Origin of the sequence: Pseudomonas meliae, assembly GCF_001400515.1 — a bacterium.
GTDB classification, from domain to species: domain Bacteria; phylum Pseudomonadota; class Gammaproteobacteria; order Pseudomonadales; family Pseudomonadaceae; genus Aquipseudomonas; species Aquipseudomonas amygdali.
Genome location: NZ_LJQT01000302.1, coordinates 1 through 4809, shown reverse-complemented (window position 1 = coordinate 4809; position 4809 = coordinate 1). Strand labels below are relative to the sequence as shown.

Here is a 4809-nt window from a genome sequence, read left to right as displayed (position 1 = left end):
TGTCTACACCCTCTTAGGGTTTAGCAGTGCTTTGTAATTGAAGCGCTGGCACCTTGGCCACCATCAAGAAATGGGGTCAAGGCACACATGATCAGGCAGCTTTCCACACTTTCCATACTCGCGATATTCGCCGGATGCACGTCTGTAGCAGACAAACCGGTTGGACCAGCTTACGACAGCAGCCAGAATCCTGAGCTGCTCTCGCCAGACCTGTATTCAAATGGCGCGAAGCCCGGTCAGGAGCCCATGGTTCGTTACGGTCGATACGCCCTGGTGAATACTGCTCCAGAAGCCGAACAACGCGACCTAATGGCCCAGATCATCGATGTCAGACCCGTCCGTCCAGGATGCGATGCAGTATGTTCTCAGTCGCTCGGGCTATGCCTTGTGCCCACCGACCACGGATCACGTAAACATCCTGTTCACGCGCCCCCTTCCTTCGGCCCAGTACAAGCTCGGCCCCATGAGTCTGCGCAACACTCTGCAGGTGCTCGCAGGTCCCGCATGGCAGGTCAAAGTCAATGAGGTTACGCGCGATGTCTGTTTCGTACTGCGCCCTGGTTACCAACTTCCGGATACACCAAAGCCCACAGCACCGATTCAAACTGACCCATCGTCCAACGCTGGAACACGCCGGTAGACAGCACCTCATCGTCCGTGGCCGCTGGGCATTGGCCATCGGCATTGAATCCTCCGGCGACCCTCTCACTCCCTCCCCAGACAGCAAGCTCTGAGGACGCGAGAAATATCATTGGAGCCTTTATGCGTTTGTATCTGTGCGAGAAGCCAAGCCAGGGTAAGGACATTGCCGCTGTCCTCGGCGCTAAAACACGAGGCAACGGCTGTATCAAGGGGCCTGGCGTTGTCGTCACGTGGGGCATTGGCCACTTGCTGGAAACTGCTGCGCCGGATGCCTACGGCGATCACCTGAAAAACTGGAGCCTGGATACGCTTCCCATTCTACCTGCACAGTGGAAAGTCATCGTCAAACCGAAGACCGCCAGCCAGTTCAAGGTCGTGAAGCAGTTGCTCAAAGAAGCAACAGAACTAGTGATCGCGACCGATGCTGACCGCGAAGGTGAGATGATCGCGCGCGAGCTGATCGAGTATTGTGGGTACCGTGGGCCGATTCAGAGGCTGTGGCTTTCGGCCCTGAATGAGGCCTCCATTCGCCAGGCGCTCAACAGCGTCAAACAGGGTGCGGAAACCTATCCGCTATACCTATCAGCGCTCGCACGCTCCAGGGCGGACTGGCTGATCGGCATGAACTTTTCACGGCTGTTTACCCTGCTCGGACGACAGGCCGGGTACACCGGCGTGCTGTCCGTCGGCCGTGTTCAAACACCGACCCTTCGCTTGGTGGTCGACCGGGACCGGGAAATTGCAAACTTCATCCCCCAGCCGTTCTGGAACCTTGATGTTCAGCTCTGCACTGCCGGGCACTCGTTTCTGGCTAAATGGGTCGCCGATGAATCAGTCACCGACGAAGATGGCCGCTGCCTCGATCAGAGCGCAGCGGCTGCCGCACTCAATGCGCTGAAAAATAGCCAGAAGGCTACGGCTATCTCTGTGGAGATCGAGCGTGGTCGGGATGTCGCTCCCCTCCCTTTCGATCTGAGCACCCTGCAGGAGGTGTGCTCGGCGAAATTCGGGCTCGGGGTTCAAGAGACGCTCGACGTCGCACAGGCGCTCTATGAGACCCACAAAGCGACAACCTATCCCAGAACTGACTGCGGTTATCTGCCAGAGAGCATGCTGGATGAAGTCCCCATGGTTCTTGATGCTCTAAAGCGCACTGATCCCGCCATCGACGAGACACTGCGACTGATTGACCCTCAGCAACGGTCGCGTGCATGGAACGACAAAAAAATCACCGGCCCTCACCACGGGATCATCCCGACGCTTGAACCTGCAAACCTGTCGGCAATGTCTGAGAAGGAGCGCAAGGTCTATGAGTTGATCCGCGCTCACTTTCTTGCGCAGTTCATGCCTACCCATGAATATGACCGCACCGTGGCGACTTTCCAATCCAATGCAGTTCCACTCCAGGCGGTGGGCAGGCGAATAGTGGCGCAGGGCTGGAAAATTCTATTTTCGAGCTCATCCGAGGAAGAGGTAGACGAAAGTGGGGGGCGGTCACAGACCCTGCCAATGCTGCAGGCTGGCTCTCGATGTGACATCCAGGACCTGCAGTTGAAGGCGCAGAAAACCGAACCGCCAAAACCCTACACCGAAGGTACGTTGATCAAAGCGATGAAAACCATCGCCAAGCTGGTCAAAGACCCGCGTCTGGCTCAGAAACTCAAGGAAACGACGGGTATTGGGACTGAAGCAACTCGCGCAGCCACTATCCAAGGCTTGATAGATCGAGGATCACTCATCAAGAAAGGTCGTGCGATAAGGGCCTCTGAGGCAGCGTTTTCACTGATTGATGCAGTCCCTCCTGCCGTGGCCGACCCCGGCACCACGGCGATCTGGGAGCAGGCGCTCACCATGATCGAGCAAGGCACCCTTACACTGGATGATTTTATTGCCCGACAGTCAACCTGGATCACCAGACTGGTAGAGCAGTACAAAGGGACGACGCTGTCCATCACCGTGCCAGAGGGACCCGAATGCCCGCTCTGCCGCGCGAAAATGTCACAGCGCAAAGGCTCTTCAGGCATGTTTTGGGCTTGCACTCGATACCCGGAGTGCAAGGGCACCGTGAATATTGAGCAAAAGAAAAAGAAGTCCCCCAGTAAATCAGCTAAGCCGCAGGCCAGAACCGCATCAGGCGGCTGACAGCCTGCGTGTAGCATCCCCACAAATGTTATGCCACAATAGCTCCATTCACTGTTCCACCCCGCTGGTCACTGACGGTCATCAGTGACACCCTGGAGAAGTCGGCCTTGCCTTCATTCTCCAACCCCAAAGTACGCAAAGCATCGGGAGGGGCGTACAGATCTTGTTGTGAATTCTCCCTGTGTCTCCCTGTTCAATAGCAGACACGCAGCCGTCTAACTCGTGAAAGCGGGTTCATAGGCACATAGGGTTCATGGAAGGTTCGATGCACAGTCGTCTCAGGGTCACACTGGTGTTGTGGCCCATTTTTTTTAAACTCCCCCGCTTTTTCGGAAGGTAACCCGGTCATCTCGCAGCACGCAGGATGACCAGGTTACCTTCCGAGGTAGCCACTTTTCGCTGCCGGTGCCCGCCGGTGAAAAAACGGGCTCCCTTTGTGCGCGAATGCGTGCCTTTTGATTACTGGCCCAAGCCACGACGACGGGTCGGGTGATGTCGATAAAGCAATGCGTGCGATCAATGCCCAGGGATCCTCGCTGAGCTTACGCTCACAGGTGGCAAACTTCACACGTTTATCAAATCACACACCGGCTGAGAGTCATCATCTGCAAAGGTGCTAGCTCTCGGCACGATTCTCGTCATCACCCTCTTGGCCACTGTGCTCAAAGCGAGACAGGCATTGGAGCTGATGACTGGCACGACAAGGATTTCCAATGAAAACAATCCAGAAAAAGGCTGTGGCCGAGGATCTGCGTAAAATTGGTTCGACTGCGATTGCGGCTGCGCTGATCAGCATTTTCGTTACAAACTTCTCCCTGCTATCTGCTTGCGCCATGATTGTAGGGGTTGTAATGTGGCTTCTCGGAATCTTCATGACTAAGGAGGAATGATATGAGCCATGAAATGGCTGGTATCGCGATTCTGATGTTCATGTTTTTCTCAGTCGGTGGCGTAGGGCTTTATGCCAGCTGGCCTGACATAAAACGTGCGCTACAATCACGTCACTGACGTGTTGAACCAACATCTGTCGAGCATTCTCACCTCAAGGCCATCCGATTCGTCAGGCCATTGCTGTCCACACAGTAAATAATCATCACCGCCACTGTAAAAATGCCCGCCCAACGCCAATCTAAAATTGCCCCTCCCTGGGCAAACTGGCGGCTGGCGGCTTTGAGCTGCCAAGTTGGCGTTGACAGACAATAAGCGACTCCTGCGCTACATGCTGCTTGACAAGCCCTCCGCAAATTCAGATTCTCAAGACGTGTACTGCTGACGTTGTCAGCAACATGCCCGAGGTAGTCTGGATTTCATGACTACGATACGTTTTACGCATTAATCCAACCCCCAGTTCGCAAAGCATTCGGAAGCGCGAACGGTTGATCAGTTTATCTGATTGATGGATGCATAATGATTCTCACCCCCATCGGGACCTTTCCCGAAGGGATGGTCTCGTGCTTAGCAGGAGACCTTCATGAAAAGCAGTCTTGCGCTTTACCAAGCATTGATTTCAATCGATGTGACGGAAGACCGCGCCGCTGCAGTCGTCGATGCTCTGGAGTCGGATATGCAAACGCAACTCGCGACCAAAGCCGACATCGATAAGCTCGAGTCCCGACTCGAACTGAAACTCACCATTCGTATGGCTGTCATGCTGACTGCTGCCGTAGGCATTATGCTTACAGCATTCAGATTCATGCATTGATTGTCGTAAAATTTCGCTCTACCACCCATGCGGGGAATACCTTCCCCCTGGGCGAAGTGTATCTCCGCTTTGAACACTCAAAACTGGAGATACATCATGAGCAACTCTACCAACGAAACCAAATACTTCGACCTGCACACCGTCGGCATTGGCTATCTCAACCGCATTCGTGAAGTGAAGCCTCGTAAGGGCTCTCCTTTCATGGCTGTAACAGTAGCGGCCCTCAAAGGCACATCTGAGAAACCTGAGTACGCCTACATCGACTGCAACGTGGTTGGTTGTCACCGCCACTGTAAAAATGACCCCCTAAGAGGGTGTAGACA

At 54.6% G+C, this 4809-nt stretch carries 4 protein-coding genes and 1 pseudogene; all 5 read left to right on the top strand.

Translation table 11 applies throughout. The features are described 5' to 3' along the window. Window positions 1-87: 87 nt before the first annotated feature. Window positions 88-631, top strand: a pseudogene (pilL2, locus tag ALO64_RS24380) (PFGI-1 class ICE element type IV pilus protein PilL2); the annotation flags it as partial. 131 nt (window positions 632-762) lie between these two features. Beyond that, entirely contained in the window at window positions 763-2784 is a 2022-nt protein-coding gene (locus tag ALO64_RS14030) for a DNA topoisomerase III (RefSeq protein WP_044345499.1), read from the top strand. A gap of 713 nt (window positions 2785-3497) precedes the next feature. Further along, entirely contained in the window at window positions 3498-3674 is a 177-nt protein-coding gene (locus ALO64_RS25700; RefSeq protein ID WP_005730107.1) for a hypothetical protein, read from the top strand. A gap of 581 nt (window positions 3675-4255) precedes the next feature. Then, window positions 4256-4486, top strand: a complete 231-nt coding sequence (locus ALO64_RS25550; protein WP_005730111.1) for a hypothetical protein — start codon at window positions 4256-4258, stop codon at window positions 4484-4486. 96 nt (window positions 4487-4582) lie between these two features. Then, window positions 4583-4809: DUF3577 domain-containing protein (locus tag ALO64_RS14020; protein ID WP_157058659.1), on the top strand; the 227-nt coding region annotated here is incomplete at its 3' end.

Bases quoted from the DNA above. Each gene is read 5' to 3' on its own strand.
- ALO64_RS25700 (WP_005730107.1), top strand. From the start codon at position 3,498: ATGAAAACAATCCAGAAAAAGGCTGTGGCCGAGGATCTGCGTAAAATT.
- ALO64_RS14030 (WP_044345499.1), top strand. From the start codon at position 763: ATGCGTTTGTATCTGTGCGAGAAGCCAAGCCAGGGTAAGGACATTGCC.
- ALO64_RS25550 (WP_005730111.1), top strand. From the start codon at position 4,256: ATGAAAAGCAGTCTTGCGCTTTACCAAGCATTGATTTCAATCGATGTG.